Origin of the sequence: Mycobacterium sp., assembly GCF_036490025.1 — a bacterium.
Classification (GTDB): Bacteria; Actinomycetota; Actinomycetes; order Mycobacteriales; family Mycobacteriaceae; genus Mycobacterium.
Genome location: NZ_DASXEP010000055.1, coordinates 1 through 2,381, shown reverse-complemented (window position 1 = coordinate 2,381; position 2,381 = coordinate 1). Strand labels below are relative to the sequence as shown.

3 protein-coding genes and 1 pseudogene are annotated in these 2,381 nt (G+C 63.9%); 2 read left to right on the top strand and 2 right to left on the bottom strand.

The window, feature by feature from the left end:
- Positions 1 to 30: 30 nt before the first annotated feature.
- Positions 31 to 165, bottom strand: a pseudogene (locus VGG53_RS06410) (DUF1942 domain-containing protein); the annotation flags it as partial.
- 49 nt (positions 166 to 214) lie between these two features.
- Complete coding sequence (locus tag VGG53_RS06405; RefSeq protein ID WP_331517171.1) at positions 215 to 805, bottom strand: TetR/AcrR family transcriptional regulator; 591 nt, start codon at positions 803 to 805, stop codon at positions 215 to 217.
- A gap of 122 nt (positions 806 to 927) precedes the next feature.
- Here VGG53_RS06405 and VGG53_RS06400 point away from each other — a divergent pair, with 122 nt between their 5' ends.
- On the top strand, positions 928 to 1,158 hold the full coding sequence (locus tag VGG53_RS06400; protein ID WP_331517170.1) for an NAD(P)-binding protein: 231 nt from the start codon (positions 928 to 930) through the stop codon (positions 1,156 to 1,158).
- A partial coding sequence (locus VGG53_RS06395; RefSeq protein ID WP_331517169.1) for an amidase occupies positions 1,155 to 2,381 on the top strand: 1,227 nt, incomplete at its 3' end. The genes VGG53_RS06400 and VGG53_RS06395, both read left to right, overlap by 4 nt.

The following is a 2,381-nucleotide window of genomic DNA, read 5'->3' as shown; positions in this document are numbered from 1 at the left end:
CTGGTCCCGGTGGTCGGGCTGTAACCAGGCTCAGCTCTTCCAGGTGACCTTGTCCGTGCCGCCGGCATCCCGGTACACCACGCTGTCAGGCGCTGTGCCCCCTTTGACGTCGAAGTAGAGCCGCCCAGTTGTTTGGGTATTCGGGGCGATCGGCTGATTAGGAAGATGGAGCTTCTCCTTGTCTCAGATAGCTCATTGGAATTTGGGGATCAAGTCACGTTCCGGCCTGCAATGGTTGTTTGTGATGCGACTTCGGCTTCGGTAGGAGGTTGTCGAGAAGCCAGGCGATTGCTGCGCGATCCTGGGCGGTGCTTTGGTCTGAGGGTGCGGTAGTTAGTGCGGTGAGGCGCAGGCCGTCGATTGCGGCGACCAGTACTCGCGCTGACTGCGCCGGCTCTTTGGCGCCGATTCGGTGCAGGATCTCGGTGAACATTTCCTCGATCGCCTCAACCCAAGTCCGCACTACGGGCTGCAGGTGCGGATGGTCCGCGGCGTAGAGCTGGAGCTCGTATTGGGCTCGAAGCGCGGTTCGATCCTTCGGTGCGAGCTCTTCGGTGATGGCTGCTAGCAGGTTTCGGTTTTGTTGGTGGGGCTTGTCATCGCGGGTGGATAGGGCATTGATGGCGGCTTGCGCCTTGGCCGTTTCCTGTGCTGCGACCCGTTGCAGGGCAGTGCCGACGATGTCTTCCCTGGAAGCGAAGTGATACGTCGTCGATGACAGCGAGACACCGGCTTCGTCGGCGACGGCTCGGTGAGTCAGGCCGTCAACACCGCACCGGCCGACAACCTGCACCGCTGCGCTCACGATCGCGTCGCGGATCTCGGTTGCAGGCCGTCGATGGTTGGCGATGGTGACCGCCTGCCTTTCAGGAGTCTTCTTCCCGCGCGACTTTACAGTACATCTGTACCTACAGTACATTCGTACTGATGATTGAAGAGATGGCGGACGTTGTCGTCGTCGGCGCGGGCATTAGCGGCCTCACGGCGGCGCGGGAGCTGCAGAGGTCGGGCGCGACTCGCTGGGCGGGCACCGAGCACGCCGACCAATTCGCTGGCTACCTCGAAGGTGCCATCCGCTTCGGCGAGCACGCTGCACGAGCTGTGCTGGACGACCTCACCGCCGCGGCCACCGAACAAACCAAGGAGTCCCAACGATGATGAACCGCCACGCCGTGCATGCCTTCGGCGATGACGCACTCGGTCGACACGATGCCGTCGCCCTGACGGAACTGGTGCGCAACCGAACCGTTCACCCAGACGAACTCGCCACTGCAGCCCTGACTCGCCTCGATCGAGTCGACTCCGTATTGCACGCGGTTGCGCGACCATTGTATGAATCACCCCGGCACGCCACCGATCCCCGCGCTCGCCTCTATGGCGTTCCGACGTTCATCAAAGACAACACCGACCTTGCCGGCCTACCCACGACCCATGGCAGCGAAGCATTCGTCGCCTCTCCGGCGCGCAACGACGGGGCATACGCCAGGCAACTGCACAGCACCGGCCTGAGCCTGCTCGGCAAGTCGAGAATGCCCGAATTCGGCTTAAACGCGAGCACCGAATTCGCCGCCGGCCCGCCGACCCGCAACCCCTGGCATACCGGCTTCTCGTCCGGCGCCTCCTCGGGCGGCGCAGCCGCCCTGGTCGCCGCCGGCGTCGTACCAATCGCGCACGGCAACGACGGCGGAGGTTCGATCCGCTGCCCTGCCGCGTCCGCAGGCCTTGTCGGCCTCAAACCCAGCCGCGGACGTCACGTGAACGGAGAACAAGCCAAAACATTGCCCATCAACATCATCTCCGAGGGCGTCTTGACCCGCAGCGTCCGCGACACAGCCGCCTACGTCGCGGCCGCGGAGGACTACTGGCGAAACCCCAAACTCAAACCCGTGGGCTTGGTCGAAGGCACCTCCAGCCGCCGCCTGCACATCGGCTTGCAGCTAGACACCATTGTCGGAGTCGGCGTGGACGCCCAGAACCGCGCCGCCGTCGAACGCACGGCCGCACTTTTGGAGGGCGCAGGACACACGATCACCCCAGCGCCGTTGCCCTTCGGCGCCCAGTTCGCCGAGGACTTCGTGCACTACTTTGCGCTGCTGGCCGATCTGTCGTTGACCACTGCCAAAGTGCACCTCGATTGGTCATTCGACCCCCGCCTAGCCGACGGATTCAACCTGGGTCTTCGCCGCCACCACCGGGCTCGATGGGCCAAGACGCCGGCAACCATCGTGAGGCTACGACAAGCAGCCCGGGCCTACGCGCGCTTCATCGCCGACTTCGATGCGGTGATTTCGCCCGTCACAGCGCATACCACGCCACCCATCGGTCACCTCAGCCCGCACGTACCGTTCGATCGCCTACTTGAACGCCTACTCGACTACGTC

What these genes read in the sequence shown, in the direction of transcription:
- VGG53_RS06400 (WP_331517170.1), top strand. Translation starts at nt 928, where the DNA reads ATGATTGAAGAGATGGCGGACGTTGTCGTCGTCGGCGCGGGCATTAGC.